23 protein-coding genes and 2 CRISPR repeat arrays are annotated in these 26,992 nt (G+C 42.9%); of the genes, 15 read left to right on the top strand and 8 right to left on the bottom strand.

Features of this window, described 5'->3' with window-relative positions:
* Positions 1 to 39 precede the first annotated feature (39 nt).
* The 7 genes from A7968_RS03690 to A7968_RS03660 form a co-directional block, all read right to left on the bottom strand.
* Positions 40 to 1,275, bottom strand: coding sequence for an ABC transporter permease (locus A7968_RS03690; RefSeq protein ID WP_064665203.1), 1,236 nt, complete (start codon positions 1,273 to 1,275; stop codon positions 40 to 42).
* On the bottom strand, positions 1,275 to 2,468 hold the full coding sequence (locus tag A7968_RS03685) for an efflux RND transporter periplasmic adaptor subunit (RefSeq protein ID WP_064665202.1): 1,194 nt from the start codon (positions 2,466 to 2,468) through the stop codon (positions 1,275 to 1,277). The genes A7968_RS03690 and A7968_RS03685 overlap by 1 nt, the downstream gene beginning before the upstream one ends.
* Complete coding sequence (locus A7968_RS03680; RefSeq protein ID WP_064665201.1) at positions 2,465 to 3,634, bottom strand: efflux RND transporter periplasmic adaptor subunit; 1,170 nt, start codon at positions 3,632 to 3,634, stop codon at positions 2,465 to 2,467. The genes A7968_RS03685 and A7968_RS03680 overlap by 4 nt, the downstream gene beginning before the upstream one ends.
* The gene (locus A7968_RS03675; RefSeq protein ID WP_064665200.1) at positions 3,627 to 4,595 is read right to left on the bottom strand and encodes an HlyD family secretion protein; all 969 of its coding nucleotides are present in this window, start codon (positions 4,593 to 4,595) and stop codon (positions 3,627 to 3,629) included. The genes A7968_RS03680 and A7968_RS03675 overlap by 8 nt, the downstream gene beginning before the upstream one ends.
* Positions 4,589 to 5,263, bottom strand: a complete 675-nt coding sequence (locus tag A7968_RS03670) for an ABC transporter ATP-binding protein (RefSeq protein WP_064665199.1) — start codon at positions 5,261 to 5,263, stop codon at positions 4,589 to 4,591. Before A7968_RS03670 ends, A7968_RS03675 begins: the two co-directional genes overlap by 7 nt.
* 270 nt (positions 5,264 to 5,533) lie before the next feature.
* Positions 5,534 to 5,986, bottom strand: a complete 453-nt coding sequence (locus tag A7968_RS03665) for an NfeD family protein (protein WP_064665198.1) — start codon at positions 5,984 to 5,986, stop codon at positions 5,534 to 5,536.
* 18 nt (positions 5,987 to 6,004) lie between these two features.
* Complete coding sequence (locus A7968_RS03660) at positions 6,005 to 6,958, bottom strand: SPFH domain-containing protein (RefSeq protein ID WP_064665197.1); 954 nt, start codon at positions 6,956 to 6,958, stop codon at positions 6,005 to 6,007.
* Between the two features lie 584 nt (positions 6,959 to 7,542).
* On the opposite strand from A7968_RS03660, the gene cmr1 reads away from it, so the two are divergent.
* From cmr1 to tkt, 11 genes are all read left to right on the top strand, one after another.
* Positions 7,543 to 8,799 (top strand): type III-B CRISPR module RAMP protein Cmr1, encoded by a 1,257-nt coding sequence (cmr1, locus tag A7968_RS03655; protein WP_227008939.1) that lies wholly within the window; start codon positions 7,543 to 7,545, stop codon positions 8,797 to 8,799.
* Positions 8,799 to 10,631 carry a type III-B CRISPR-associated protein Cas10/Cmr2 gene (gene cas10 / locus A7968_RS03650; RefSeq protein ID WP_064665195.1) on the top strand — a complete coding sequence of 611 codons (1,833 nt, stop codon included), beginning with the start codon at positions 8,799 to 8,801 and terminating at the stop codon, positions 10,629 to 10,631. The genes cmr1 and cas10 overlap by 1 nt, the downstream gene beginning before the upstream one ends.
* Before the next feature lie 11 nt (positions 10,632 to 10,642).
* A complete protein-coding gene (locus tag A7968_RS03645) occupies positions 10,643 to 11,830 on the top strand; it encodes a type III-B CRISPR module-associated protein Cmr3 (protein ID WP_064665194.1) in 1,188 nt (395 codons plus the stop codon).
* A 23-nt stretch (positions 11,831 to 11,853) separates the two neighbouring features.
* Positions 11,854 to 12,705, top strand: coding sequence for a type III-B CRISPR module RAMP protein Cmr4 (gene cmr4 / locus A7968_RS03640; RefSeq protein WP_064665193.1), 852 nt, complete (start codon positions 11,854 to 11,856; stop codon positions 12,703 to 12,705).
* A gap of 3 nt (positions 12,706 to 12,708) precedes the next feature.
* Positions 12,709 to 13,143 (top strand): type III-B CRISPR module-associated protein Cmr5, encoded by a 435-nt coding sequence (gene cmr5 / locus A7968_RS03635; protein WP_064665192.1) that lies wholly within the window; start codon positions 12,709 to 12,711, stop codon positions 13,141 to 13,143.
* Entirely contained in the window at positions 13,140 to 14,273 is a 1,134-nt protein-coding gene (gene cmr6 / locus A7968_RS03630; protein ID WP_064665191.1) for a type III-B CRISPR module RAMP protein Cmr6, read from the top strand. The genes cmr5 and cmr6 overlap by 4 nt, the downstream gene beginning before the upstream one ends.
* On the top strand, positions 14,273 to 15,151 hold the full coding sequence (locus tag A7968_RS03625) for a DUF6602 domain-containing protein (protein ID WP_064665190.1): 879 nt from the start codon (positions 14,273 to 14,275) through the stop codon (positions 15,149 to 15,151). The genes cmr6 and A7968_RS03625 overlap by 1 nt, the downstream gene beginning before the upstream one ends.
* Positions 15,152 to 15,297: 146 nt before the next feature.
* Positions 15,298 to 15,852, top strand: coding sequence for a type I-F CRISPR-associated endoribonuclease Cas6/Csy4 (cas6f, locus tag A7968_RS03620; protein WP_064665189.1), 555 nt, complete (start codon positions 15,298 to 15,300; stop codon positions 15,850 to 15,852).
* Positions 15,853 to 15,982: 130 nt separating this feature from the next.
* A CRISPR array of direct repeats spans positions 15,983 to 17,452; the repeat unit is 28 nt; unit sequence GTTCACTGCCGCACAGGCAGCTTAGAAA.
* 44 nt (positions 17,453 to 17,496) lie between these two features.
* Entirely contained in the window at positions 17,497 to 17,619 is a 123-nt protein-coding gene (locus A7968_RS23880) for a hypothetical protein (protein ID WP_280138453.1), read from the top strand.
* 452 nt (positions 17,620 to 18,071) lie between these two features.
* Positions 18,072 to 18,341: direct repeats of the CRISPR family, unit length 28 nt; unit sequence GTTCACTGCCGCACAGGCAGCTTAGAAA.
* A 44-nt stretch (positions 18,342 to 18,385) separates the two neighbouring features.
* Positions 18,386 to 18,508, top strand: a complete 123-nt coding sequence (locus tag A7968_RS23685; protein WP_280138453.1) for a hypothetical protein — start codon at positions 18,386 to 18,388, stop codon at positions 18,506 to 18,508.
* 595 nt (positions 18,509 to 19,103) lie between these two features.
* Positions 19,104 to 21,107: a transketolase gene (tkt, locus tag A7968_RS03615; protein WP_064665188.1), complete on the top strand. Its 2,004-nt coding sequence runs from the start codon at positions 19,104 to 19,106 to the stop codon at positions 21,105 to 21,107.
* A 119-nt stretch (positions 21,108 to 21,226) separates the two neighbouring features.
* Here the strand turns inward: tkt and tal are convergent, their stop codons facing one another.
* Positions 21,227 to 22,180, bottom strand: a complete 954-nt coding sequence (gene tal / locus A7968_RS03610) for a transaldolase (protein ID WP_064665187.1) — start codon at positions 22,178 to 22,180, stop codon at positions 21,227 to 21,229.
* A 238-nt stretch (positions 22,181 to 22,418) separates the two neighbouring features.
* Here tal and A7968_RS03605 point away from each other — a divergent pair, with 238 nt between their 5' ends.
* From A7968_RS03605 to A7968_RS03590, 4 genes are all read left to right on the top strand, one after another.
* Positions 22,419 to 24,071, top strand: a complete 1,653-nt coding sequence (locus A7968_RS03605; protein ID WP_064665186.1) for a ribulokinase — start codon at positions 22,419 to 22,421, stop codon at positions 24,069 to 24,071.
* A complete protein-coding gene (locus tag A7968_RS03600; protein ID WP_064665185.1) occupies positions 24,068 to 24,769 on the top strand; it encodes an L-ribulose-5-phosphate 4-epimerase in 702 nt (233 codons plus the stop codon). The genes A7968_RS03605 and A7968_RS03600 overlap by 4 nt, the downstream gene beginning before the upstream one ends.
* Before the next feature lie 22 nt (positions 24,770 to 24,791).
* Positions 24,792 to 26,291 (top strand): L-arabinose isomerase, encoded by a 1,500-nt coding sequence (gene araA / locus A7968_RS03595; RefSeq protein WP_064665184.1) that lies wholly within the window; start codon positions 24,792 to 24,794, stop codon positions 26,289 to 26,291.
* A 93-nt stretch (positions 26,292 to 26,384) separates the two neighbouring features.
* Positions 26,385 to 26,975: an HAD family hydrolase gene (locus tag A7968_RS03590; protein WP_064665183.1), complete on the top strand. Its 591-nt coding sequence runs from the start codon at positions 26,385 to 26,387 to the stop codon at positions 26,973 to 26,975.
* Positions 26,976 to 26,992: the final 17 nt, after the last annotated feature.

Genomic DNA, 26,992 nt, shown 5'->3' with positions numbered 1-26,992 from the left:
AGGCACAATTGAGCTTAAACTCTAATTACAAAAATGATCTTAGTCGCTTTGCAATGCTTCGATAGGGTCAAGTTGCGACGCTTTGATCGCGGGATATACACCAAAAATAAGCCCAACGAGTGCACAGATACTAAATGACAAAACAATTGCCGTCATTGACCAAGATACCGCCCATTGCGAATAGATAGAAATGATCTCAGATAGCGCGATACCAAATACCACACCGAGTAAGCCGCCTAAAATAGAAATGGTAAAGCTCTCAGCAATAAATTGAATGCGAATGTCTTTTTGAGTTGCCCCCACGGCACGTAACAAGCCAATTTCTTTAGTACGCTCGAGCACAGTGGCCAGCATAATATTCATAATACCAATACCACCGACCAACAGAGAAATTCCTGCTACACAGGACATAACAATATTAAAAATCTGTTGAGTTTGCTTTTGCTGCGCTAATAACGCAGCGGGAATAACTAATTCAAAATCATCAATATCGCTGTGGCGGTTTTCTAATAAATGCTCCAACGCTTGCGCGGCTATAATCGGGTCCACGGTTTTATCTATCGCCAGTTTTAAACTGCTCACTTCACTATCAAGCAGGCCACTTTCAAAGCGATGTAAAGCGGTGCTCAAAGGAATAAATACTTGGTTTTGTTCGTTACCAAGTTTTACCCCTTGGAATTCTTTTTTCTTTAAATAGGGCGCTTGTAAAATACCGATCACTTCAAACCATAGATGGTTAATCTTTATTTGCTGGCCAAGTGCATCCCCCAGTGGAAATAGCTGCTTAGCGGTATTAGCGCCTAGTAACGCTACTTGAGCAAAATTTTTATCATCAGCTTGGTTTAGCGCCCGACCTTGAAATAACTCAAAGTGAGACAGTTGAAAATAATTAGCGCTGACCCCTACCGCACGGCCATCACTGTTATTATATTGGCTAAAAATATGGTAAGTTTCGATGTTTTTTTGTGCGGAAAATGCGGTTATAAACGGCAGTGAGTCGTGGGCCACTTCGGCGTCACGTAAGCTCAAGCCCGCGGAGTGTTTACGTTGCTCTTTTAGCTCTTTTTCATCAAACTCTTTGGCATTAACGATTAGGTTGTATAAGCCCATGGAGTCAATCATTTTCATTGCTTCGCGCTCAGCGCCTTCACCAATATTTAGCATGGCTATTACTGCACCGACACCAAAAATCATCCCTAGCAAAGTGAGTAGCGTGCGCAGTTTGTGCTGAGCAAGCTCTAAAGTGGTGTCGATAAATAAACTTAAATACTTCATTAGATGTCCTTTATATCTATCAGAGAAACCACATCACTACTTGTTAAGCCGTCGAGAATTTCAACATGGCTGAGGTTATGTTTGCCTAATGTAACGGCGGTTTTTATAAATTCACCACCGTGTTCTGCATAGACATAATGGGCATTTTGTTCAGTGAACACACTTTGCTTTGGTACTACTAAACGCTCGCTTGCGGGGGTCACTAAAATGCGCGCATTGAGCTTTAAACCTGGGCGCAGGACAGTGGTTTGTTGGGTAATATTTGCTTTTAGCTCGTAGTACTTTTGCGGATCGCCGCGTTTTATCGACTTAGGAAACGGCGATACCTCAATGAGCTCACCACTAAATTGCTGCTCTGGCAAAGCAATCAGTTGAAATTGCAGAGCTTGTCCTGGAGCTAAATCAATGGCTTCGCGCTCAGACACATATAACACTAATTGCATTTGGCTAACGTCAGGCAGTGCCGCTATTTTTTGCCCCGGCCATAAGGTCTCACCAGCGCGAGGTTTTTCGCCGCGCCAATTGGTACTGTGAGTTAACAGGCCATCATGTGGGGCAATAATTTCCAGCAGCGATAAATTCGTGTTGAGCATTTCAAGCTTTTGTTTATATTGATTCTCTTGCATCTTTAGTAACATGAGTTCACCAGCCGCACTTTGCTCAAAGCGAGTCGTTTGCCAATCATAGTAATCGTGTTTAGCATTTAAAAATTCAACGTTTTGTTGTGACTCTAAAATATCCAGTTTTGAACGAATACGCTCATCTTCAATAGAGTAGTCTTCGGCAAACTGTTTCTCTTCATTCACTAACACAATGTCATGCTTTAAAATTGCTTTGTCTTTATCTATTTCACCGGATTTTTGTGCTAAATCTTGTGCGGTTAAGGCTGCTTTATTGGTGTTTTTCTGGCTTTGACGACGCATTTGCTCGCCATCAAAGCGGGCAATCACGTCACCTTTTTTTACTTGGCTGTATTCGGGCATCAGCCAGGCTAAGGTTTGCGGCCCTCGCGAAGAAGCCGGTGCAGTGATAATGGTTTCATTCGCTGCAATCAGATGGCCTTTAGCTTCAACAACGGTTTCAAATTGATGTTTATTGACTGTATAGGTCAGCGCGTTTTGAACTGTGTTATCTGGTCCGCAGCCGGTCAATACCAAAATGGCAAGTAAACTTAGGCTCAACTTTATGTTCATAATTTCACCTCGTCACCTGCGTTTAAACCGCTTTTTACCACTGCAAGGTTATCGGTAAAGTGGCTGATCTCTATAAATTGCTTATTGCTTTTAGTCGTCTCAACATAAGGCCCTTGCTGGTCGTACTGTATACTGGCTAAGGGAATACTCAATACTTGGGGGAGGGCAGCTGTGGTTATTTCTAAACGGGCTGTAAGACCTGGGCGGATCACACTGGTATCAAGGTCGTCAATACTGACGATAGCATCGACAATCCGGCGTTTATCTTGTGGGGATTTTTCTCTAAATACCCGTCCTAAGCTGTCAATTTTACCTGAGACCACGATTTCAGTACTACCATCAATAGTGATTTTAACCACTTGGCCGGGGGCAATTTTACCGCTATCTGGCTCGTCTATTTGCGCTTTGACTTGCATGTTTGCTAATACGGCAAGTTCGATAACCGGTTGGCCAAATTGCACGCTTTCGCCTATTGATGACTTTTCGCCTTCGTAATTAGTTTTGTAAATGACTAAGCCATCGATCGGTGCTTTTACTTTCAAGCGTTCAATATCTTGCAAGTAACCATCAACTTCACTTTGCAGGCGAGCAACTTTACTTTGCACCATTTTTAAATTGAGCTCTTTGCTTTGTTGTTGGTACGCTTGTTTGCTTTTTGCTAGGGTTAAGTCGTTACTGGCAATGGTAAAATCGATTTGTGATTTTTTGCGTTCGACCTCAGAGCGCGAGTTATCAACAATTTGTGCTTTACGTTTGGCTTTATCGTAGTTCATTTTCATTTCAGCCACTTGCAGAGTCAGCTCTTGCTCTTTTATTAGCTCTTTGTTTTTAGCGTTCTCAAGTTGTTTTTTAGCGCGCTCTAGATCGCCTTGTTTATCAATCAGTTTGTCACGCACTTGTTTGTCATCGAACGACACCACTACATCGCCTTTTTTTACTTGGCTGTTTTCCGGTTGCATGGTTTTTATTTGATATTGCCACATGCGCGCAACGGAAGGCGGGGCGATGATTGCGCTGGTTGATGACTCAAGTTCACCATTTGCTTTAACGGTTAGGACAATATCACTGTTTTTAACATGGAAGTTTTGCTCGCTTTGCTCATCACAGGCGGTTAATAACAGCACTGAGCTTATTAGTAATGTTTTAAAATAGAGAGAATTATTCATCAGCACTCGCTCCTATAGTGAGTTTTGCGCTCATACCTGGCAATAACTTTAATCCTGAAGCGCTGAAATTAAAACGCGCTCTAAAGTAGGCGTCTTTACCCCATTGCAGTCGCTCTTCTGGCTGAGTGGATATTTCGGTTAATTTGGCTTGCAGTGGTTGCTGTAAATAGGCATCAAATAGTAGTTGAGCTGGTTGATCGAGCTTGAGCTTTTGATAATCAATTTCGTGCACCCAGGCTTCAATATACAGTTCACTCATAGCGGGAATTTCAGCAATTTTCCAGCCGGGTTGTGCTGTCATGCCAACAAAGGCTTTTTCACCATTCCATGGATGATTTGCATAAAGTACTGGGCCTGTGCGCTGCGCTTTAATGCTCATACTGGCCAGTTGGGTTTTATTGTATTGTAAGTTGGTTTCTAATTGCTCAATGGTGAGCAGTTGTTTACTGTGGGCTACTTTATTTTCAGTTTTAACTTGGAGCAGCTCTTCGGATGACTTCTGTCTATTGATCAAGGCTTTTTCAAGTTCAAGTTGGTTTTTTTGATAATCATAAGTGCTTAAATTTGCCTGCGGTATCGCCGCATCAATGCGAGCTCGCTGCAATAATAATTCGGTGCGCTTAAAGTTAAACTCGGCTTCAATCTGTTTTTCTTCATTACTGGTGGTAACTCGAACCAGTTCTTCCTTTGCCGCTTCCAAACTTACTTCATCTTGTTCAATTTCGCTGGCAATAGAGCCGCTATCAAATACCACCACCACATCGCCTTGCTGGGCAATCTCGCCTTCTTCCATCATCCATTGTACTTGCACTCGCCAGTTATCAGACTTTGGAGCATAAAAAAGCTGCTGCTCACTGGCTTTGAGTTCGCCGCTCAACAGTAAGTTCTGGGCAACGCTTGCGTATGAAGCGATGCTTAGTGATAACACTAGGCTGGTTTTGATTAATTGTTTGATTAACATCCACTGTCCTCAATGACCACACCATCTTTCATGCGAATGATGCGTTTTGCGTAGGCTGCAATATCTTCTTCGTGGGTTACCATTACTAAGGTATGGCCTTGTTGATGAAGCGTGCAAAGTAATTCCATGATCTCATGGGATGTTTTGCTATCAAGATTACCGGTCGGTTCATCGGCAAAAATGACTTTTGGCTCGTTTACCAATGCCCTGGCAATGGCAACACGTTGGCGTTGGCCACCGGACATTTCAAACGGTTTATGATGTGCCCGAGAGCTTAGGCCCACTTTATCGAGCATTGCCAGTGCGCGCTCGCTAGCTAGTTGTTTTGGAGTATCGGTATAACGCAGTGGCAGGGCGACATTTTCTTGTGCACTTAAGCGAGTAAGCAAATGGAAGGTTTGAAAAATAAAGCCAATCTTCTTATTACGAATAGCTGAGAGGCTCACATCATCAATTTCTTTGATGCTTTCACCGGAGAGTAGATAGCCTCCTGATGTTGGTGTATCTAAACACCCTAAAATATTCATTAGGGTAGATTTGCCTGAGCCAGAAGCCCCCATTACAGCAACAAATTCACCTTCCTTGATATGCAACGACACATTTTTTAATGCCGTTACTTGCGTCTCACCAGCACCATAAGTACGGCAAAGATTTTCAACCCTGATCATAGTGTACTTTTTATTTTTATAATTTATAACAGCCTAAACTAGCGATAAATGTGCTACGAAACAAGTAAAAATTCAGCTCGCAGTCAGATTAAGGAAGGTTTATTTGCAAATAAAATCAATGGTTAACAATTTGTTATCAAAAAGGATTTGCGTGGTTAACGTGTCGTCGGTGCAAATTGCAGCTGTTTTGAATCTAGCTGTTTAGCTGTTTTGCAAGGGGACAGGTAGCGCGAAAATGACTTCGCGCTACGTTTTGTAAAGTATACTAACTTAGATGGCTTCAACCCACATTACGCCGACTTCTTTTTTCACCACTTTTACATGGGTACCGGCGGTTAATGGTTGATGGCTTTTTAATTTCCAGTTTATTCCTGAGTACGAATAAGTACTCAGGCCTAATTCATTAACGTCATTAGTAAGTACAAAATCGAGCTCAGCGAAGTCACTTTTTACATCTTTGCTGTCTACGTTTTCTTGCATGCGTTTTAGCGGCTTCCATAATAATAATGCGCAAGCTGCGGTTATTAGTGTGTTACTCCAAAGTGCGGTGGTGAGTGATGCATCGAGTAAACCAAAGTTCATCATCAAGCCTGTAGCAAATAAAGAGATACCTAAAAACAATAATATAAATGTAGACATACCCAGTACAGCTACTTCTATTATCAGTGCCAGTACACCTAAAATCATCAGTGTTTGCGGTAAATTATTGGTAATGAACTCCATATTCTGCTCCTTTACAGCTTAACCTTTTTGTTTGGTATTTAAGGTATTAATAATCGACATTGCTTGCGCCACCATTGAGCTGGCATCGGTGCCGTTATCGGGTAATAAAACCACTGACGATTCTTTAGCAATAGCTTGTTTGGCGGCAATGGCTTTGGTAGCAAGGTCTAACTGAATCGCTTTTTGACCTTGTTCAGTATCCGCCGCTTCACCGACTTTGCGCAGTGCATCAGCTTGTGCTTGTGCAACAGCTGTAATGGCTTGGGCTTCACCTTCTGCACGTAGTATTTGTTCGGCCTTTTCGGCTTCTGCAGCAAGTACTTGTGCTTGTTTTCTACCTTCAGCAACGTTAATGTTTGCTTGGCGGTCACCTTCTGATTCTAAAATTTGCGCACGCTTAACACGTTCCGCTTTCATTTGTGCTTCCATCGCTTCCATTACTGATTGCGGTGGCACAATATCTTTAATTTCATAACGTAATACTTGAATACCCCAAGGATCTGCGGCTTGGTTAATTGCCGCAACAATATTAGTATTTAGTACATCACGTTCTTCAAAGGTTTTATCCAGCTCCATTTTACCAAGCTCTGAACGCATCGTTGTTTGCGATAATTGCGTAACAGCAAACACATAATCATCAACGCCATAAGTGGCTTTGTATGGGTCCATCACACGGAAATACAATACACCATCAACAATCAATGAAATATTATCTTTGGTAATAGCAGATTGCGACGGCACATCTTGCGCTTGCTCTTTTAAGCTACGATCAGCGGCAATACGGTCAACAAACGGCACAATAAAGTTTAGGCCTGCTTCTTTAGTTGATTGATACTTACCAAAACGTTCAATGAGCCACGCACGGTTTTGCGGCACAAATTTAACACTACTTTTTAGCAGTACTAAAACAAAAATGAGTAAAAACGCCTCAACAGTGAATAACATGTTGAGAACTTGCGTTATCGGGTCCATAGATACTCTCCTTTAATAGTGGCCAATATGGCGTGTCACATATTTATTTAATTTATATACTTATAAACGTGACTAACCCTACATTACCATTGAGCTGCAAGCCCAGCTAGTGAAAAATCGTGACAAAGTATGTCGGTAAGTTAATTACGATTGCAATATTATGGTCATGTTTTTTGAAGATGCACACAGAAAGCATGTTTAATTTTTGATCTAAAGCAAATCGTTCAGGCCGAAAAGGAAGTCTGCTTGTGGTCCTCTGAGTTAATTTAAGATTAGCAAGATCAAAGTGAATGCCTTAAATGGTTAAATTCACCTCTATATAAATGATAGAGCCCGCTCCATGTTTAGCTCAAAACAACGTACACATTATATACTCGATCAGCAAATGCAATCACAACCCAATGGCCGATATCAGCGCACTGAAACGCGCCAATGTTCACTGCCGCACAGGCAGCTTAGGTGGCGAGGAGCTAAAGTGTTTAATGAATAAACAGTGTAGATATTTGAATAATATTAATTTTCTATTTTATTAAACAATGTTAAGTTTATTGTTGAGCAGAATAAAAAAATAGCAATTCTTACCCTTGGATTTTAATCCTGCAGAATGGAATCATGAAATGCGAAGAAAAATAGACAGCGTCTTGCTTGATAGCTTACAAGAAGAGCTAAGCAATACGTCCGGCAAAAAATGGCAAACCTATCAATGCACCTTAGTTACGCCCATGTACGGTGGCGGGGTCAAAGCTGGTGAAGTCGACAAAGAAATGCCAATTCGTGCTAGTTCAATCCGCGGCCAGTTACGCTTTTGGTGGAGGATTGCCTGTGGGCATAAATATGTGAATAACTTGTTTACGCAAGAAACCGCGATTTGGGGCGGGATTGGTGATGATGGAGCGACAGCAAGTCAGGTGGAGATTAAGGTTCAAACTAAACCTGTAGTGGAAAATGATCTCGTAAAATCGAATCAGTATAATGGAGGTATTAAGTATGTTTTTGGTTCTGCCAGTATAAATGGCACAGTTGGTTGGCTTAAGGATGGTTATGAGTTTACCTTGTTTGTTCACTGTGATGATGCCGTGAAGAACGATGTTGAAGAAGCTTTACGTTGGTGGAGTTCTTTTGGCGGTATTGGTGGTCGCACTCGAAGAGGTTTCGGTGCTGTTAGCATAGAAAATCTAGAGCTTATTAATCATGAACATGCTGCATTTAAACGCGCGGATTCAGAATCGCCTCGTCTAATATTTTCCAGTAAAACCTATAATAATGCTTCGGAAGCTTGGAAATATGCCTCAGAAAGATTGTTTGAATTCCGTCAAAAACCAGGTTCGGGGCGAAATAATTCCTCGGGCAAAGCCGGACGTAGTTTTTGGCCGGAACCAGATACACTTCGAAGGTTGACGGGAAAAGATGCAAATGGTGACCATGTTCCAAAGCATGAGGCGGGTAATATATTTGCTCGTGCTGCATTTGGTTTACCTATTACGTTGAAGCTGGTAGGGAAAGGTGAACCAGTAAAAACAGATTTAAAGCCTATTAATAATGAGCGAATGGCTAGTCCTCTAATTTTAAGACCTTATGGGCATGATACTGAATGGAAAGCCGTGGCGCTGTTATTACCAAAGTGGCAAGAAGCGTTAACAGAAGAGTTAGAACTCACTCCAAAGCCAAAAAAACAAAAAGCACCACTTCAAAATTGGCCTGTTGACAGAGTGGCCAGACAAAAAGCGGCCAGAGCAATTCGCCCAATGAAAGATGGGGATAATCTTCGCGCCGATGACCCAGAAAATGGGCCAGACCCCCTTTCCGCCTTCCTCGATTTCTTTAAAGAAGGAAATTTATAATGGAATATTTGGTTGCCATCAGTATTGGCCCAGTACAAAGTTTGATTGAAGCGGGGCGGCGTGCACAGGATTTATGGTGTGGCTCTTGGTTATTATCCGAAGTGGCCCGTGCCGTGGCGCTTAATTTCCATCAAACACAAAATTGCTGTTTGATATTTCCCAATCCAGCAAACCCAGATCTAGAATTACTGCCTCAGTCTGAGTCTGAAGAACCGAAAGCCAATATTGCAAACGTGATTCGAGCGGTGATTTCTGCCAATAGCAAAGAGGAACTTCATAAAAAAGTAGAGAAAGCTAAAGGCGCAGCATCTGAGCGATTGGTCGGTATTTTTACTGAAGTATTAAGTAAAGATGAGCTGCAAAACTCAGGGATTGACCGTGAACGCTGGCAGCAACAGCAAGATGATGTGTTGGAAATCTTTTCGGCGTGGGTAGGGCTAGATAATCAGGAATATCAAGCAGCCTCAAAACGTCTTGGCCAGCTACTACAAGCTCGCAAGCTGACACGTAATTTTGATCCCATGAAAGACAACACCGCAGCCTTACACAAATCAACGTTAGATGGTGCCAATAATACGGTCACTAACAAACTTACCGCGCGAGATGCCGCAAAAGAGTTAAAAGTCAGTGATCAACAAGTGCTACAGAAAAAAAGGTTTTTGAGCCTGACAAATGAAGAAGAATTAGACGCATTAGGTGTGGTAAAACGCCGAGCGGGTAACTTGGAGCAGTTTACGCCTTTTAGTCGTATTGTGGCGCATAGTTGGCTTGAAAAATTGAGTGCAGAACAATCTATCGCCCTAAAAGATGTCTATGAACCCCTTTCAAAATCGGGGCATGTTACTAAGGTCTCAGGCAATGATGGAAAATATAAAAGTTTCCCTTATGACGGTGAATACCTGTTTTTAAGCCGCTTAGAGCAAGCGGATATTGAAAAAGAAGTGAAAGATAATCTTCAAAAAGAGCTAAGCAAAATTGCTTCAGCGCCAGTATCTTACGGCGTTTTACTCAAAGCCGATGGCGATCGTATGAGCGAACTACTTGCTAAAGCTAAATGTAAAGAGCAATCAAGAGCGATTTCTAAAGCCTTGCACGAATTTGCCAGCAGCGTGCGCAAGACGATGCAAGATCATGGCGGACATGCCGTTTACGCAGGGGGGGATGACGTGCTGGCGTTTGTGCCACTGGCGCAAGCAATGAAGTGCGCTAAACAGTTGGCAGATGATTTTAAAGAACAGATGAAGACTATCGCTAATGAGTTGGAGTTGGATGAAGTATTGTATCCTACTTTATCTGTCGGCTTGGCAATCGGTCATTTTGTCCAGCCTATACGTCAGCTTCGCCAGCGAGCGGTTGCTGCAGAAAAGTACGCTAAAGGGAATGCAGAAAAAGCACCCCGCAATGCGTTGGCGATCCATCTCGGGATCCGTTCCGGTCATGAGGTTAATTGGCGTTGTCGTTGGGACGATAAGGAAACATTAGACGCACTTTCTAACTTCACTGAAGCTTTTGCCAAGGGCTGGATGCCGACTCGCATCATGCAAGAAGTACGCGAAATGGCACAGCGATTACAGTGGACTTACAGCGAAAAAATTGATCTCAGTGGTATTCGAGACAGCGAGTTAGAACGTATGTTAATGCGAGTGGATTTTGCTGTGACTTGTGAAGAGTCAGGGAAAACACCTAAAGAAATCGCAGCAATAAAAGAGCACATTGTCAATACACTCAAATCGCAACTTCGCATGCAAGCGTCTTTGCAAACACTCGATGAATTTGCCAATCAACTTGTTCTAGCGCGCTGGCTTTGTGCTAAAACAGATTCCGACATTTGAGGGAACGTCTAATGCAATACTATATAATCAAACCCAAAGATCCCTTGATCATTCGCTCTGGTCGACCCTTTGAAGAAATCGCTGATGCTCAAGCTGCGCGCTTTCCACCGCCTTCAACCGTCGCCGGTGCGTTGCGAAACATTCATGCGCGCAGCACTGGAAAAGCCTTGGATGAAAAACTTTTAAAACTTGCCGTCACTGGCTCGCTGGCGCTCAAGCTCCCAGCCAATGGCAACGAACCTACACAGAACGATATCTTGGTGCCCAAGCCTGCTGATGTGCAGTATTTTCGTGAGCAAAAAGAGAATGGCGAAGTTTATCTTGTTCGTTCCAGCCCCATGACGTTAGCCGAGGGGCAAGGTTGTGATTTGCCCAATGGACTATTGCCATTATTAACTGAGCAAACCAAGGCAAGCAAACCAGTATCAGGTCCAAACTGGTGGTCGATTAAAGACCTAGACAAATGGCGCAAAGGGGAGGACGTCAGTTTTGATGACATTATAAAAAACGGTTGGACGCCCACAGAGCCTGATATTCGTACCCATATTGCCATTGATAATCAAAGCCGCAATGCCGAGACAGGAAAGATCTTTCAAACCACAGGTCTAACTCTGTGGCAAATGCCCAAGGTTGATAATCCAAGCTTAGGCAAACCCTTTCCCGATCACTCTGTTGCATTATTGACTGGATTTGATGGTGAAATTTCCACCAAAAAAATGATGAACCTCGGTGGTGAACGGCGTTTGGCAGAAGTTGAGCCTTGTTCTATATGGCCGAAAATGCCAGACGATTTCGTGCACACTATTAAAAAGGCTAAAGGATTTACGCTGACCTTTTTGACGCCAGCCTTGTTTGAAAATGGTTGGTTGCCGAATTGGCTTAAAGCGAGTCTTGATGAAAACGTACTTATTGGCAAGCCGCCTTGCTGTAAAAGTCTACAAGTTAGGTTGCACGCTGCCGCGTTAGAGCGTTGGGTACCTCAATCGGGTTGGGATTTAGCTAACAGACAACCGCGTGCTGCACAAAAAATGATCCCTGCTGGTGCCACTTATTGGTTTGAAATGTTAGGCGAAGCTTGCGACGAAGACATTCGTGCGCTTTGGTTAGCGCATTTATGCGATGACTCAGTAAAGGGTAACCAAAACAACCGTAACGGATTTGGTTTGGCGTTTCCTGCCGCTTACACATTTAATTCTTAACTCTATTTTTAAAGGACTAGTTTATGTCATTTCAAGTTTATCATCTGTTTAGTCAAACCATTTTGCACTGTGGCTCAGGTCAATCGGTCGGCGTTGTCGATCAACCTATAATTCGTGACCGCGCGACCCATTTGCCGTTCGTGCCAGGCTCTACAGTACGTGGTGTGTTAAGAGCGCATATTAGTCAACAAAACGACGAATTAACGAATACCTTGTTTGGTTATCAAAAGCCTGATAACGAGCCAAGTCCCGCTGGTGCGTTATCTATCACTGATGCGCATTTGCTGTTGCTGCCCGTCAGAGCAGTTTACGGCATTGTTGCTTATGCGACTTGCCCTTTTATTCTTCAGCGTTATAAAAAAGATTTAAAATTAGATTTAACGGTTCCTACAGTTGCTGATGACCAAGCCTTGTACCCTAACGGTAATCCAAACCACCGAGATAACCTGATGGTGCTTGAAGATTTAGATCTTAAAGCCAAAGAGTGTATGGACACCCAAAAATGGGCTGAGCATATTGCTGAAACGCTTTATACAAAAGACAGTGATGATTATAAAGATATAAGCAAGCGCATCATTGTTTTGCCTGATACGGTTTTCTCCTTTTTGGCCGAAACCGCTACCGAAATTCGCACCCGTATTCGCATAGAACAAGAGACAGGCGTAACAGGTAATGGATTATGGACAGAAGAAAGTCTGCCTGCTGAAAGTGTATTGTGGGGTGTATTTAGTACCGATCAAACACGAATGAAAGAGGATACGCGACAAACTTTAGCAAGCGAGTTTAATAAAAAACCACTTCTCCAAATGGGCGGCAACATGGGGACTGGTAATGGATTAGTGCAGTTTATTGCTCAATCAAGCAAAGGGGAATAGCGCATGAAACCACGCAGCCAAAAAGTTGCCACTGCCGCGTTTGAGCGGATCAGTGAACGAAAAATAGATAAGACGGACACATCAAAATACGCCACCTTGGTGCATAAACTGCCCTCCATGATTTTGCAAAATGGCTTAGCGCAGACCACGGGGTTTTTGCTGGCTAAAAACGAAGCCCATCATAAAGCATTATTAGAAGATTTAACGCTGATTTTTAAGAAAATTGATGCTGATTTTAAAGACATTACTGATAAAGATGACAAAGCGTTTCACGCCCTCATTATCGGATCAGATTTATATAAAATTATGCGTATGACCCGTGAGGCACTTGAAATAGCAGGCTGGTTACGCCGTTACGTGCAAGGCATCTTAAAAATAGGGTCAGATGGTAATAATTATTTGCAAGAGAATGAAAAAGATAAGGAAGGTGAATCATGACTCTATTGGTTCGAGAGGAAATAAAAAAAGCTTTTTGCCAGAGTGATAGTATTAACCCGAGTCTTTTACTGCAAAAAGGCATGCTTGAAGCAGAAGATAATGGATCAAAAAATAGTGAAGGTAAATCAGATAATCAGAAGACTGGGCATTTAGAAAACATTGTTAAACTCCCCGCATCGGATGAGTACAAAAATGCTTTTAACCGTTGGTTTGATCTGACTTTTGATGAGAATCACTTTACCCAATCTGCGATGGCTCTCGAAAATCGCTTGTTGATTGGCTTAACAGGTAATGGCGCGTTAGAAACCGGCTGTAGCCTTAGCCATAACTACGGTATGCCGTATATTCCGGGCTCCAGTGTGAAAGGCGTAGTGCGTGCTTGGGCGACAAAACACCTCCCGAATTCAGCCGCTGCGCTAGAGCAACTTTTTGGCACGTATGACAGCGAGCAAAATAACCGTGTTGCTGCCAGCGTTACCTTTCACGATGCTTGGTGGATCCCACAAGGTAATAATAAGCCCTTTATTTTGGATATAGTCACTACTCATCATCAAGATTATTATAATGGCAAAGTAGACCTGCCATCAGATAAAGACAGCCCCATTCCCAATCATATGCTCGCTGTACAAGGTAGTTTTTTATTTGCTATCGAAGGCGATCCCAAGTCAATCAAACTTTGCCAAGAGTTATTGCAAAAAGCCTTAGCAGGAAATGGCATAGGTGCTAAAACTGCAGCGGGTTATGGATATATGAAGCGGGACACAAAGTTAGAAAGCACATTGAAAATAGAAGCAGAAAAACGTTTACCTCCTGAAATACGCGAAAAAAGACAAGCAGAAGCGCAACGTCGAACTGAGCAAGAGCGTGAAGCTACTGCTAAGGCTGAACTGGCAAAGCCACCAGCTCAAATTATCGGCGAATTAAAATCGGACTATTTAAAAAATCGCGATCATGCTGAATATCAACTCAAAGTTGAAAATTGGATTAATACCGCAATAGAAAATTGGACTATAGAAGACAGAGAGTTATTAGTGAGTTGTCTAAAAGAAGTTAGCTACGTACCAAATAATAAGAAAAATCCAAATCATCAGATCCGTAAACAGCGGCTGCAGCAATTGAGGGGCGAGTGATGAGTGAGATAAATTCAGAAAAAATTGCTTCAAAAGAGTTTTTACGTGAATCTCTGGCAGCAGAACAGCGTGTTTTAAGGGAGCAGTTAATACTAACGACTAGCTCTATAGAACATAGTGGAACAAAAGGTTCTGTTACTGAAATGCACTTTATCAAGTTTTTGAAGCGCTACTTACCGAGAAGATATAGTGTTTCATCGGGTATAGTGATTGATCATAAAGGTGCTACGAGTGATCAAATCGATATCATCATTTACGACTCTCAATATACGCCAACTTTATTAGACCAAAATGACCATCGCTATATTCCTGCTGAAGCTGTTTATGCAGTATTTGAAATAAAGCAAAAAATTAACAAAGATTATTTAATATACGCTGGGAATAAAGCGAAATCAGTCCGAAAGTTGAGTCGTACCAGTGGTGAGTTTTTGCACATTGGTGGTATATCTAAGAAAAAACCTTTTGATATTCTGGCGGGTATTATTGCGCCAAAAGTTGATTGGGAGAGTAATAATGGCATTAGCTCACCGAGTTTTAGGGAACACTTCAATTCACTGGCAAAGGATCCGTCAACAAAAATTGATTGTGGGGTAGCATTATCCGATAAAGCATTTGATATTTTTACTAGTCCAAATGAAGGATTAGTGGCATTAAAAGAAGTAACTCAAGTTAAAGCATGTGGTTGCTCCGTAAACAATGCTAGAACACCGCAAGCTGAGTTATCATTTAGTCCTAACACTGAGAACAGTTTAGCGTATTTTGTATTCAGGTTACTCAGCAAGCTTCAATCTATGGGCACAGCGCCTGCTGCAGACTGGAGCCGCTACGCAGAGACGATCAGTCGGGTTGAAAGTAACATTAACGGATCTGAATTATAAAATCCCCTTTTTGAGAGCATCTGCCAAACCCAATAAAATAGGGGCTTAGCGACTACTGATAAAAAATGTTATTTTTCATGGATTTACCACCCGAATAGGTGACTTGGAAATTTTGGTCTAGGTCTTTGGCGAATAAGGAGACAAATATGCAATTTTATTGCGAGATAAAAGTATTACCTGATCCAGAAGCGAGTGAGCCAGTATTGGTCAATAATTTAATGTCTAAATTTCATCGAATATTGGTGAAACTACAAATGACAGATATCGGAGTAAGCTTTCCTAATTACGCTGAGACTCTAGGTAATACCGTTCGTTTTCATTGCAATGAGCAGAGTTTAAATAAACTTCTACAAACTAACTGGTTAAAAGGGTTGCGGGATTATTGTGAAGTGAGCTCGATTTTACCTATACCAAGTAATGTGCAGTTTTGCATAGTGAGTAGAGTGCAGGCAAAAAGTGTATTCAACAAAAGAAAGCGCTCGGTAGCGAAAGGCTGGCTCACTGAGGACGAAGCAGCGGTTAAAGTCGGTGATACTCAGCAAAAAAGACTAAAGTTACCTTTTTTGCTGATAAATAGTTCATCGACACAGCAAAATAATGTAAAGCTTTTTATTAATCACGGAGAATTACAGCAAACACCAATATCTGGTGAGTTTAATTCATATGGATTAAGCAAAACCGCTACCGTACCTTGGTTTTAACCCTTTATTTTTGCTCTTTAAAAATTTGATATAAAAACAATGAGTTATAATAGGTCGTTTTTTATAAGGTAAAATAGCAATATTTAACCTAACGGCTTGTTGTAACTTATTATTATGCTGGTATTCTATAGTTCACTGCCGCACAGGCAGCTTAGAAAGTATCAATCTCTGATTTAGGTATGTAATCACCGTTCACTGCCGCACAGGCAGCTTAGAAATAAAAAATGCAAAGTATGCTCGATTGATTTCGGTTCACTGCCGCACAGGCAGCTTAGAAAATCACTACCAGACATGTTGCTAGTGCCGTTTTGTTCACTGCCGCACAGGCAGCTTAGAAAGCTATATAAAACTCAACAAACCCATCACTACCGTTCACTGCCGCACAGGCAGCTTAGAAATTGCATGTGATGTCCGCCGACGTCTGAAATAAGTTCACTGCCGCACAGGCAGCTTAGAAAACTATCACCTTTGTAAGTCAAACCATCAATATGTTCACTGCCGCACAGGCAGCTTAGAAATAGAGCTCCGCCTGTGCCTATTGATGCTAACCGTTCACTGCCGCACAGGCAGCTTAGAAAGTTTTAAAATGACCACAACAGAAATCCATATTGTTCACTGCCGCACAGGCAGCTTAGAAATAATAAGCATTAAAGTTAGTGTGAATTTAATTGTTCACTGCCGCACAGGCAGCTTAGAAATTTCTGGCAGCCGCTAACGATTCTTGAATTGAGTTCACTGCCGCACAGGCAGCTTAGAAATGTGTGGCTCTTTCTAGCTGGGCGCGTTGTTTGTTCACTGCCGCACAGGCAGCTTAGAAATGCAAGAGGCCCGTTACCGTGTCTCAGAGTTAGTTCACTGCCGCACAGGCAGCTTAGAAATTCACTTCCAAGGGTGTTAGGGTTGGCGCTAGGTTCACTGCCGCACAGGCAGCTTAGAAATTTCGGGTCATAGAACGCTTGAAAAGTAACGAGTTCACTGCCGCACAGGCAGCTTAGAAATTCGGGTGGCTCTTCACCAATTTTGCTTATAAGTTCACTGCCGCACAGGCAGCTTAGAAATGCAAGAGGCCCGTTACCATGTCTCACAGTTAGTTCACTGCCGCACAGGCAGCTTAGAAAAATCAATGGGCATGATTCGCCTGCAAGAGGCCGTTCACTGCCGCACAGGCAGCTTAGAAATGACACTTGGTTGATAAATTGAATCTGAATATGTTCACTGCCGCACAGGCAGCTTAGAAAGTAAACTCTTTTTGCTTTGTATTTTTGATAGCTGTTCACTGCCGCACAGGCAGCTTAGAAATCATCAGTACAGAGAGCGCCTCCTGTAGCAATGTTCACTGCCGCACAGGCAGCTTAGAAATATGTGCAGGCATTTTATTTCTTTCAATTAAAGTTCACTGCCGCACAGGCAGCTTAGAAAATCACAATCAACAATTCTGATAAAGTTATCCAGTTCACTGCCGCACAGGCAGCTTAGAAAATTGACGTGTTTGAACTTACCATACGGTAATTGTTCACTGCCGCACAGGCAGCTTAGAAACCAGTTGGTAAATACGAGTTGGCAGGTTCATCGGTTCACTGCCGCACAGGCAGCTTAGGTGACGAGGGACCGAAACGGAGTTTCGCAGCCTGAGGAAGTGAGGTCATGGATGACCGATGTAACCAAGCTCCATGGACGGATTCAAACGCCGATGTTAATTTAACAACAGTTCACTGCCGCACAGGCAGCTTAGAAAATGCCATTCAAGCCAAAAAACAACTTGTTTAAGTTCACTGCCGCACAGGCAGCTTAGAAATCTAGGGGGTGGTACGTTCAGCACCCTTGATTGTTCACTGCCGCACAGGCAGCTTAGAAAATTTGTATCAAAGTTAAACTGAGTTTTTAGCGGTTCACTGCCGCACAGGCAGCTTAGGTGACGAGGGACCGAAACGGAGTTTCGCAGCCTGAGGAAGTGAGGTCATGGATGACCGATGTAACCAAGCTCCATGGATGGATTGTTAACACCGTGGTTTGTTTGAAATTCAGTTCACTGCCGCACAGGCAGCTTAGGTGACGAGGGACCGAAAGGGCATATCTAGTAAAGAGTGCAGCGCGAAGAAGTGAGGTCATGGCAGATTTTTGTTCCCGACAAAATCTAAGTACCTAAATCCATTTAGGCAATGACCGATGTAACCAAGCTCCATGGATGGATTGTTAACACCGTGGTTTGTTTGAAATTCAGTTCACTGCCGCACAGGCAGCTTAGAAATTTATCAAATGTCACTTTTATAGAACAATCATGTTCACTGCCGCACAGGCAGCTTAGAAAATTGCATTAATAGCGTTATTGAAATGCTGTGTGTTCACTGCCGCACAGGCAGCTTAGAAAATTGACGTGTTTGAACTTACCATACGGTAATTGTTCACTGCCGCACAGGCAGCTTAGAAACCAGTTGGTAAATACGAGTTGGCAGGTTCATCGGTTCACTGCCGCACAGGCAGCTTAGGTGACGAGGGACCGAAACGGAGTTTCGCAGCCTGAGGAAGTGAGGTCATGGATGACCGATGTAACCAAGCTCCATGGACGGATTCAAACGCCGATGTTAATTTAACAACAGTTCACTGCCGCACAGGCAGCTTAGAAAATGCCATTCAAGCCAAAAAACAACTTGTTTAAGTTCACTGCCGCACAGGCAGCTTAGAAAGCAAACTTATCATTGTTTGCAGCGCGGCGGGCGTTCACTGCCGCACATGCAGCTTAGGTGACGAGGGACCGAAACGGAGTTTCGCAGCCTGAGGAAGTGAGGTCATGGCAGATTTTTGTTCCCGACAAAATCTAAGTACCTAAATCCATTTAGGCAATGACCGATGTAACCAAGCTCCATGGATGGATTCAAACGCCGATGTTTTTTTTCGCGCCAGCAAGCTTAGCGCCTACGACACAGGCAGCTTAGGTGGCGAGGCAGTGAAACGAGTTTTTTGATCACTATTCGGCGCTAAAGCGCTCTTCTACAAGCCACACTACGGATGCTTACGGCGACGATATGCTTAACGTGCTAAGCACGAGCTACAAATTATTTCATGGTTTCTCATTTACCCTCATAGTCTGCTCTTTGTGCAAAAAATAGTTAAGTTCTAGGAAAATGACTAGGAGATCTGCATATTAGGAAACCTAATGAGCTGTTTTTAGCGAGTTTGGGTGATTTCTGATTGCTATTTATATTACATTTTGAGATATTATTTATAATATAATATTAACAGGATAGGAAAAGATGACTCTGCCCAGTTCTCAATCTGCAAATGCAATCCGCATGCTTGCTGTCGATGCCGTTCAAAAAGCTAACTCTGGCCACCCAGGTGCGCCAATGGGAATGGCCGATATTGCCGCGGTACTTTGGCAAAACTTTCATCGCCACAACCCATCTAACCCTAATTGGGTTAACCGCGACCGTTTTGTATTGTCAAATGGCCATGGTTCAATGTTGCAATATGCGTTATTACACCTAAGTGGTTATGACGTTAGCATTGAAGACATCAAGCAGTTTCGCCAATTACATTCAAAAACGCCTGGTCACCCAGAGTACGGTTATACACCTGGGGTTGAAACAACAACAGGGCCACTCGGGGCCGGTATTGCTAATGCGGTAGGTATGGCAATTGCTGAAAAAACCTTAGCAGCGCAATTTAATAAGCCTCATTTTGATATCGTTGATCACTTTACTTATTGCTTTTTAGGCGATGGTTGTTTGATGGAAGGTATTTCTCACGAAGCATGTTCATTAGCCGGCACTTTAAAGTTAGGCAAACTGATTGCTTTTTGGGATGACAATGGCATCTCAATTGATGGTGAAGTAGAAGGCTGGTTTACTGACGATACGCCAAAGCGTTTTGAGTCATACGGTTGGCAAGTTATTCGTGGTGTTGATGGCCACGACATGGCCGCGATTGCCAGTGCAATTGAAGCAGCGCAAGCGAACCCTGAGCAACCGACGCTTATTTGTTGTAAAACAGTGATTGGTTTCGGCTCACCTAATAAATCAGGTAGTCACGATTGTCATGGTTCACCTCTGGGTAATGATGAAATTGCTGCGGTTCGTGAGCAACTAAATTGGCCACATCCAGCATTTGAAATTCCACAAGATGTATATAATGAGTGGAACACGCAAGCTAAAGGTCAAGACTTAGAAAGTGCTTGGCAACAAACGTTTGCAGCATACAGCAAAGCGCACCCAGAGCTAAGTAAAGAGTTTAATCGTCGTGTAACAGCTAAATCATTACCGAGCAACTTTGCAGAAATTGCTGATCAATACATTGCAAAATGCCAAGACGATATGCAAAACATTGCAACACGTAAGTCATCACAAAATGCCATTACCTTCTTCGCTGAGCACTTGCCGGAGCTAATGGGTGGTTCAGCCGATTTAGCAGGGTCAAATTTAACCTTATGGCCTGACGCCAAAGGCTTGCAAGATGACGCTGCCGGTAACTATGTATTTTATGGCGTACGCGAGTTTGGCATGAGCGCGATTATGAATGGTATTGCGCTACATGGTGGATTTATTCCGTTTGGTGCAACCTTCCTAATGTTTATGGAATACGCTCGTAACGCAGTGCGTATGGCGGCATTGATGAAAGCACACAGCATTTTTGTGTACACCCATGATTCAATTGGTCAAGGTGAAGATGGCCCAACTCATCAGCCGATTGAACAAATTGCCAACCTGCGTATGACGCCTAACATGACTACTTGGCGCCCATGTGATGAGGTTGAAACTGCCGTTGCATGGCGTCAAGCTCTGATCAATGAAGCAGGGCCTAGTGCGTTGATCTTTAGTCGCCAAGGCACTAAAGCAATGCCACGTGCAAAAGAGCAATTAGCCAATGTTGCAAAAGGTGGCTATACCTTAGTTGAATCGGAGCAAACGCCAGAACTTATTCTAATGGCGACTGGCTCTGAAGTTGAATTAGCGGTGAATGCAGCAGCTGAACTAACAGCTCAAGGCAAGCAAGTTCGCGTTGTTTCTATGCCATCAACCAATCAGTTTGACTTGCAAGATAAAGATTACCGCCAAAGTGTATTGCCAGCAGGTGTTGCTAAAATTGCCGTAGAAGCCGCACACAGTGATTTTTGGTATAAATATGTTGGCCAAGATGGCGATGTATTAGGTATGACTACGTTTGGTGAGTCAGCACCGGGTGCTGTATTACTAGAGCATTTTGGTTTTACCGTAAAGAACTTAGTTGCTAAGGCAAATGCGTTATTAAACGACATCTAGGTTAAAGTTTTACCTGATAAAAAGCCCGCTGATTTAATTAAATCAGCGGGCTTTTTTATGTCTTTAATTTGAGCTCTTGATAAATGATTTATTATCAAGAGCCCAATTTAGTTAATGATTTAGACAAGCTCAGCTAAAATGGCTTCAAGCTTTTCTTGGTCAATTGCAAACTGACGAATGCCTTGGCTTAGTTTATCTGTTGCCATTGCATCTTGGTTCATTTCCCAGCGGAATGCTTGCTCAGTCATAGTCTCAGGTGCCGCAACTGTTTCAGGTGTAGGAGCTAGTTGACGCGCTAAAGGTGCATCTGTTGCTGCCAGCTCTGAAAGTAGCCCTGGGCTGATTGTTAATCTATCACAGCCTGCGAGTTGTTGAATTTCGTTGATGTTTCTAAAACTTGCTCCCATAACAATGGTTTTATAATCATGCTTTTTAAAGAAGTTATAGATGTGAGTCACTGATTGCACGCCCGGATCGTTAGCACCACTAAAATCAGTATCAGCATTATTGGCTTTATACCAATCAAGAATTCGACCAACAAATGGTGAAATTAGGTAAGCACCGGCTTCAGCACAAGCACGTGCTTGAGCAAACGCGAATACCAGCGTTAAGTTACAACGAATACCTTGTTGCTCAAGTACTTTTGCCGCTTGAATACCTTCCCATGTTGACGCTACTTTGATCAACACCCGTGAAGTGTCAATGTCTTGCTCTTTATATAGCGCAACCAACTCAAGCGCTTTATTAATAGTTGCTTGCGTATCAAATGATAAGCGCGCATCGACTTCAGTTGAGACTAAACCAGGCACTTGTGCCATTAAGTTTGCACCAATTAATACTGATAACTTATCTGCGGCTTTACTGATCACTTGTGCATTGTCATTGGTTTGTTGCTTAGCCCAAGCAACGGCTTCAACAGCCAGTGGACGGTATTTTTCAATTTTAATCGCATTGAGCAATAACGATGGATTTGTAGTGGCATCTTGCGGCTTATATTGATCGATTGCTTCAAAATCACCGGTATCAGCAACCACAGTGGTCATGGTTTTTAATTGTTCTAATTGGCTAGACATAGACATCCTATTTTCATCATACAAAATAAATTAACGGCTTTTAGCATTGCTTGTGACATGGTTTAAGCCCTTTATAAGTGCAAAACATTAGTTTAAAGGGCACAGGTGTCACGAATATTTCAGAATTAATCTGTTAATAATATTTTTATAATACCTTTACAACCTGTCATTATTGATATTATCATACAAATAACAGTAATGACTAACATTGTTAGTATCCAATTAGTGAAAGGTATTTATGTCTCGTTATACATTGGGCTTAGATTATGGCTCTGATTCAGTAAGAGCACTGCTTGTTGATGTTACCACAGGTAAAGAGCTGGCTAGCCATTTAGTAAATTATCCGCGTTGGGCACAAGGCTTATATTGTGATCCGAGTAAAGACCAGTTTCGCCAGCACCCACAAGATTATATCGACAGCTTAATTGAGGTTGTAAATGGTCTATGGCAACAAGTGCCAGCAGGTACTGCAGATAACGTTGTTGGTATGAGCTTTGACACCACAGGTTCAACGCCAGTGGCGATTAATAGCCAAGGCACACCTTTAGCGCTGACGGAAGAATTTGCTGAAAATCCAAATGCTATGTTCATTCTTTGGAAAGACCATACGTCGATTAAAGAAGCGAATGAGATCACCAAAGCCGCGACCAATAACGAGGTTAATTATCTTTCACATATGGGCGGTATCTATTCATCAGAATGGTACTGGGCTAAAGCACTGCATATCTTCAGAGATGACGCCGCTGTAAAAGCCGCTACTTACTCGTGGGTAGAGCATTGTGACTGGATGACGGCATTAATGTGCGGCACCACACACCCTGAAGTATTAACGCTGGGTCGTTGTGCTACAGGCCACAAACAAATGTGGAATGAGCAATGGGGTGGTTTCCCACCAAATAGTTTCTTCAGCAAAATTGACCCATTATTAGATGGTGTGGTTGATACGCTTAATGCAACAACTCAACCAAGCGACCAAGTCGCGGGTAAACTAACCGCGCAATGGGCTGAGAAACTGGGTTTACCGCAGAGCGTCGTTGTTGGTTACGGTGCTTTTGACTGTCACATGGGCGCAGTTGCCGCTAATGTGCGCCCAGGCGTACTGACTAAAGTAATGGGTACTTCTACCTGTGATATTACCGTTACTTCAAAACAACAACTTGGCGATACCTGTGTAAAAGGTATCTGTGGTCAGGTTGATGGCTCGGTTATTCCAGGCATGATTGGCCTTGAAGCGGGTCAATCTGCGTTTGGTGATTTATATGCATGGTTTAAAAACCTGATGTTATGGCCGACTCGCCAATTAACAAATTTAAACGACGTTGAACAAAGCTTGATCAACAAAATTGAAGACTCAATTTTAGTTGATTTATCAAAAGCTGCCAGTGCGTTACCGGTTAAAAATACCGATGTAACGGCACTTGACTGGGTCAACGGTCGTCGCACTCCTGATGCTGATCAAAGCGTAGCAATGGCCATGACGGGCATGAAAATGGGCACTGATGCGCCGCAGTTCTTTAAAGCATTAGTTGAGGCGACGGCCTTTGGCGCACGCGCCATTACTGAGCGTTTTCAAAGTGAAGGCGTACCGATTGAGTCAGTGGTTGTGATTGGCGGTATTTCGAAAAAATCTGATTACGTAATGCAAACCTGTGCTGATGTATGGAACTGCCCAATTGACGTACTTGAAAGCGAGCAAAGCTGTGCGCTTGGTGCTGCAATTATGGCTGCTGTGGCAGCGGGTGAATTTGCAACAGTGGCGGATGCTCAGCAAGTTATGGCTTCTGCTGTATGTCATCAGTATTTACCTAACCCAGAGCGGGTTGCGGTTTATAACGAACTCTATGCTAACTATCAAGCGTTAGCACAGTATGTTGATGGAGCAAAAGCATGAGCTACACAGAATTAAAGCGCGAAGTATTCGAAGCAAATATGGAATTACAACGTCGTGGTTTGGTGATTTATACCTTTGGTAATGTATCGCAAATCGACCGCGACAAAGGCGTGATTGCGATTAAACCAAGTGGTGTATCGTATGACCAAATGAAAGCAGAAGACATGGTGATTGTTGATTTAGAAAACAACATCGTTGAGGGCAGCATGCGGCCGTCTTCGGATACCAAAACCCATATTCATTTGTATCGTCATTTTAATGACATTGGTGGCGTAACGCATACTCATTCAACGTATGCCACTGCATGGGCACAAGCAAAGCAGAGCATTCCTTGTTTTGGTACTACACACGCTGATTATGTGCACGGTGACATTACCTGCACCCGCGAGCTTACTGATGCGCAAGTAAATGGTGATTATGAGCTTGAGACCGGTATTCAAATTACCGATGCTTATAAAGACCGTGATCCGAAAGCGGCACCTATGGTGATTGTGGCAGGACATGCACCGTTTACTTGGGGTAAAGATGCTGCGCAGTCTGTGTATCACGCTGCACTACTAGAAGAAATTGCTCGCATGGCTTACTTAACTCGCACCTTAGATCAAAATGCCGGTGCACTTAAGAAGTCTGTGATGGATAAACATTATTTAAGAAAACACGGTAAAGATGCCTACTACGGCCAAAGTAACCGTGGCTAACAAGTACAAGAGGAATTTATATATGCCGTCGTCAATGAAAGAAGTTTGGTTTGTAACTGGGTCACAACATTTATATGGCCCAAAAGTGTTAAATACCGTTGCAGATAATAGCGCTGCAATTGTGGCTGGTTTAAATAGCGAAGCTAATTTACCAGTTAACTTAGTGTGTAAGCCAACGGTGAAAACGCCTGAAGAAATTCATGCCGTGTGCCAAGCAGCCAACACCGATCCTAACTGTGTGGGTTTAGTATTATGGATGCATACGTTCTCACCTGCGAAAATGTGGATTGCTGGATTAAACGAGTTACGTAAACCATGGTTACACCTTCATACGCAATTCAATGCCGCGCTACCGTGGGCTGATATTGATATGAACTACATGAATACCCACCAAAGTGCCCACGGTGACCGTGAATTTGGTTTTATCGGCACAGTGATGCGTAAAGAGCGTAAAGTGGTTGCAGGTCATTGGCAACGCGCTGACGTACAAAAGCAAATTGATGATTGGTGTCGCGCTGCTAAAGGTTGGGCTGAAAGCCAAACACTTAAAGTGGCACGTTTTGGCGATAACATGCGTCAAGTTGCGGTTACTGAAGGTAACAAAGTATCAGCACAAATCACGTTTGGTTATGAAGTACATGCCTTTGGCGTAGCGGAGCTAGTTAAAGTTGTTGATACCGTCACTGATGCCGAAGTAGATGCACAGCTTGAAGTATACAAAACTGACTATGTGATTAGCGATGAAACGCTGCAAGATGATTACAAAGTATCGATGCTACGCAACGAAGCACGTTTAGAGCTTGGTATGGAGCGCTTTTTAGAAAAAGGTGGTTTTAAAGCATTCACTAACTGTTTTGAAGATTTATCAGGTTTATCAGGTTTACCGGGCCTTGCAACGCAGCGCTTAATGGCGAAAGGTTACGGCTATGGTGGCGAGGGCGACTGGAAAACAGCTGCTATGGTTCGCATCATGAAAGTAATGGGTGAAGGCCGTGAAGGCGGTTGTTCATTTATGGAAGACTACACCTATAACATGGGTGATACTGACCAAGTATTGGGTGCTCACATGTTAGAAGTGTGTCCATCAATTGCAGCGCAAAAACCGCGTCTAGAAGTTCACACTCATACAATTGGTGTGAAATGTGATGTAGGTCGTTTATTGTTTACTGCTAAAGCTGGTGCGGCAATTAACGTTTCACCAATTGATATGGGTAACCGTTTCCGCATCTTAATTAACGAAGTAGACACGGTAACACCACCGGCTGAATTACCACACTTACCAGTGGCGTCAGCATTGTGGGAACCAAAGCCAAACCTTTCAGTAGCGTCTGCTGCGTGGATCCATGCTGGTGGTGCACACCACACTGCATACAGCCAAGCGGTAACTACAGATATGATTGTTGATTTTGCTGAAATGGCTGGCGTTGAAACCATGATCATCGATGCTGATACCAACATCCGTGGTTTCAAAACAGAACTACGCCATAATGCAGCGTATTACATGCTAAAGCGCGGCTTATAATTTTATAGCGCAAGTAGACAATAATATGTTGTTTTCATAAGCCAGCCTAGCGCTGGCTTATGCTATTGTGGGCTTTTAATTTTAGGAGTAACAATGCTAAGTCTAACAAAATACCAAGGCATTATTTTTGATATGGATGGTACGCTAATCGATTCGATGGGCGCACATTTGCAAGCGTGGGAGCTGACCTGCCAAGCTTTTGGCTATCCGTTTGACTACGACTACATGTATGGTTTAGGTGGCGTGCCAACGCTTGCAACCGTTGATATTCTCAATGAAAAATTTGGCCTTAGCCATAATGCGGATGAAATTGCGCAGCAAAAACACCAATTTTGGTTAGGTTTAAACCAGCAACCAGAAATCATTACTGAGACAGTCGATATATTAAATTATTACCATGGCAAAATGCCAATTGGTGTAGGTACTGGTGCAGACCGCGAGCATGCCATTGATCATTTAACTCATACCGGGCTAATCGATAAAATTGATGCGCTAGTCACGGCCAGTGATGTTCGTCACGGTAAACCACACCCAGAAACCTTTTTAACGGTTGCCAAACAAATTGGTATACAGCCAAATCATTGTGTGGTGTTTGAAGACACGCAAATAGGTTATCAGGCAGCGGCGGCGGCAGGTATGGACTGTATTTTAGTTAAAAACGGCAAAATACAACTAAAAACTTAAGCGAATAAATTTGCAAT

It is taken from the genome of Pseudoalteromonas prydzensis (assembly GCF_001661495.1).
Lineage (GTDB): Bacteria > Pseudomonadota > Gammaproteobacteria > Enterobacterales > Alteromonadaceae > Pseudoalteromonas > Pseudoalteromonas prydzensis.
The sequence above is the reverse complement of the archived record's forward strand: the minus strand, read 5'-3'. Positions and strand labels throughout refer to the sequence as shown.

Bases quoted from the DNA above. Each gene is read 5' to 3' on its own strand.
- A7968_RS03690 (WP_064665203.1), bottom strand. From the start codon at position 1,275: ATGAAGTATTTAAGTTTATTTATCGACACCACTTTAGAGCTTGCTCAG.
- A7968_RS03685 (WP_064665202.1), bottom strand. From the start codon at position 2,468: ATGAACATAAAGTTGAGCCTAAGTTTACTTGCCATTTTGGTATTGACC.
- A7968_RS03680 (WP_064665201.1), bottom strand. From the start codon at position 3,634: ATGAATAATTCTCTCTATTTTAAAACATTACTAATAAGCTCAGTGCTG.
- A7968_RS03675 (WP_064665200.1), bottom strand. From the start codon at position 4,595: ATGTTAATCAAACAATTAATCAAAACCAGCCTAGTGTTATCACTAAGC.
- A7968_RS03670 (WP_064665199.1), bottom strand. From the start codon at position 5,263: ATGATCAGGGTTGAAAATCTTTGCCGTACTTATGGTGCTGGTGAGACG.
- A7968_RS03665 (WP_064665198.1), bottom strand. From the start codon at position 5,986: ATGGAGTTCATTACCAATAATTTACCGCAAACACTGATGATTTTAGGT.
- A7968_RS03660 (WP_064665197.1), bottom strand. From the start codon at position 6,958: ATGGACCCGATAACGCAAGTTCTCAACATGTTATTCACTGTTGAGGCG.
- cas10 (WP_064665195.1), top strand. From the start codon at position 8,799: ATGGAATATTTGGTTGCCATCAGTATTGGCCCAGTACAAAGTTTGATT.
- A7968_RS03645 (WP_064665194.1), top strand. From the start codon at position 10,643: ATGCAATACTATATAATCAAACCCAAAGATCCCTTGATCATTCGCTCT.
- cmr4 (WP_064665193.1), top strand. From the start codon at position 11,854: ATGTCATTTCAAGTTTATCATCTGTTTAGTCAAACCATTTTGCACTGT.
- cmr5 (WP_064665192.1), top strand. From the start codon at position 12,709: ATGAAACCACGCAGCCAAAAAGTTGCCACTGCCGCGTTTGAGCGGATC.
- cmr6 (WP_064665191.1), top strand. From the start codon at position 13,140: ATGACTCTATTGGTTCGAGAGGAAATAAAAAAAGCTTTTTGCCAGAGT.
- A7968_RS03625 (WP_064665190.1), top strand. From the start codon at position 14,273: ATGAGTGAGATAAATTCAGAAAAAATTGCTTCAAAAGAGTTTTTACGT.
- cas6f (WP_064665189.1), top strand. From the start codon at position 15,298: ATGCAATTTTATTGCGAGATAAAAGTATTACCTGATCCAGAAGCGAGT.
- A7968_RS23880 (WP_280138453.1), top strand. From the start codon at position 17,497: ATGGATGACCGATGTAACCAAGCTCCATGGACGGATTCAAACGCCGAT.
- A7968_RS23685 (WP_280138453.1), top strand. From the start codon at position 18,386: ATGGATGACCGATGTAACCAAGCTCCATGGACGGATTCAAACGCCGAT.
- tkt (WP_064665188.1), top strand. From the start codon at position 19,104: ATGACTCTGCCCAGTTCTCAATCTGCAAATGCAATCCGCATGCTTGCT.
- tal (WP_064665187.1), bottom strand. From the start codon at position 22,180: ATGTCTAGCCAATTAGAACAATTAAAAACCATGACCACTGTGGTTGCT.
- A7968_RS03605 (WP_064665186.1), top strand. From the start codon at position 22,419: ATGTCTCGTTATACATTGGGCTTAGATTATGGCTCTGATTCAGTAAGA.
- A7968_RS03600 (WP_064665185.1), top strand. From the start codon at position 24,068: ATGAGCTACACAGAATTAAAGCGCGAAGTATTCGAAGCAAATATGGAA.
- araA (WP_064665184.1), top strand. From the start codon at position 24,792: ATGCCGTCGTCAATGAAAGAAGTTTGGTTTGTAACTGGGTCACAACAT.
- A7968_RS03590 (WP_064665183.1), top strand. From the start codon at position 26,385: ATGCTAAGTCTAACAAAATACCAAGGCATTATTTTTGATATGGATGGT.